This is a genomic window from Enterococcus sp. CWB-B31, assembly GCF_020567645.1.
GTDB lineage: Bacteria > Bacillota > Bacilli > Lactobacillales > Enterococcaceae > Enterococcus_L.
In genome coordinates, this window is record NZ_JAJDJW010000035.1 from 1 (window position 1) to 1,454 (window position 1,454).

Annotated in this window: 3 protein-coding genes; all 3 read right to left on the reverse strand. The window is 38.1% G+C overall.

Features of this window, described 5'->3' with window-relative positions; translation table 11 throughout:
• Positions 1-183: 183 nt before the first annotated feature.
• The 3 genes from nusG to rpmG all read right to left on the reverse strand — a co-directional run bounded on the left by nusG (position 184) and on the right by rpmG (position 1,237).
• A complete protein-coding gene (nusG, locus tag LI954_RS15945) occupies positions 184-726 on the reverse strand; it encodes a transcription termination/antitermination protein NusG (protein WP_202066877.1) in 543 nt (180 codons plus the stop codon).
• Between the two features lie 169 nt (positions 727-895).
• Positions 896-1,066: a preprotein translocase subunit SecE gene (gene secE, locus LI954_RS15950; protein ID WP_202066876.1), complete on the reverse strand. Its 171-nt coding sequence runs from the start codon at positions 1,064-1,066 to the stop codon at positions 896-898.
• An 18-nt stretch (positions 1,067-1,084) separates the two neighbouring features.
• The gene (gene rpmG, locus LI954_RS15955) at positions 1,085-1,237 is read right to left on the reverse strand and encodes a 50S ribosomal protein L33 (protein ID WP_202066875.1); all 153 of its coding nucleotides are present in this window, start codon (positions 1,235-1,237) and stop codon (positions 1,085-1,087) included.
• Between the last annotated feature and the right edge of the window lie 217 nt (positions 1,238-1,454).

The following is a 1,454-nucleotide window of genomic DNA, read 5'->3' on the forward strand; positions in this document are numbered from 1 at the left end:
CTTTTGATGTGGTGGTCGGGAAACCAACTTCATCTTATCAGTTTAGGAGGCTTTTTTACTACCACGCTGGAAGCTCTCAAGAACCCCCAGCATAGCTGGGGGTTTTCAGAACATACAAAAAAGGATCTTTTAAACTGAGGCTGCTCAGTTTAAAAGATCCTATCTATTTATTTAGTCCAAGCTTTAAATTTTGTCCACTTGTTCAAAGTCCAGTTCGGTACTTGTTTCACGACCAAACATATCGATGTTTACTTTCAGTTTTTGTTTCTCTTCGTCAATCTCTGTCACTTCACCTTCCAGTCCAGAGAAGGCTCCTTCAATAATTCGAACAGTTTCCCCAATCTCTACTTCAAGTTCAGATTGACGTGTACTGATACCGATGGAGCGAAGAATATGATTGATTTCTTCCTGCAACAGAGGAGCTGGCTTGCTTCCTGCACCATGAGATCCTACAAAGCCTGTTACGCCGGGAGTATTACGAACTACATACCAGGAATCATCTGTCATGACCATTTCAACAAGTACATATCCAGGAAATGTCTTATGAACGACTTCTTTCTTTTTTCCGTTCTTTTCTTCTGTAGCTGTTTCTTCAGGAACAACTACACGAAAAATAAAGTCACCCATCCCCATGCTTTGAGCACGAGATTCAATATTTGCCTTTACTTTGTTTTCATAACCGGAATAAGTATGCAGCACATACCAGTTTTTTTCATAGGATTCCATTTTTTCTAGCTCCTTATAATTTAGATTAGCAAGAATCTGTTTGAACACTCTGCTGTCAAAGTCTCCACACAGGTTCTATTTTTAAGAAAAATAAAAAAACCTCAGCAGTCCCGAAGTTTTTCTTTACCACAACAGTATAGCACCGTTTTCAGTAAAATACCAGTTACAATCAGCGAAGGATTAAACTAAACAATGTCTGAATGGCTGTATCCATAATGAAGAACATTACGCCAAACAGGATTGTTGTTTCAATAACAGTCAGCGTGTCTTTACGCAATTGTCTTTTTCCAGGCCAAGTGACTTGCTTCATTTCTTCTCTGACACCTTTAAAAAATTTCATTTCTACCCCTCCAAATGGTTATTTCGTTTCTTTATGTAAGGTATGCTGTCCGCAATATTTACAGAACTTTTTTACTTCCAATCGCTCTCCGCGCTTTCCCTCACTGACTGCTTTGGAATAATTGCGAGAGCCGCAAACTGAACAGGCTAGAGCTGCTTTTTTTACTGCCATATTTTATCCTCCTCCGTTCGCAAAATCACTCAATAACATTAGCACTTAATTGAAAAAAAGTCAATATTGAGTATTTCAATCTCATGACAAAATCGGCTCTATAATTTATTGGACTGATAGAAAAAAATCTATCGGTCCTATTTTCTCATTAAAAAACAAGGAAGACACACAACATTTCCGCTAGAATAGAATCACCACAAAACCAACTAGAAAGGAA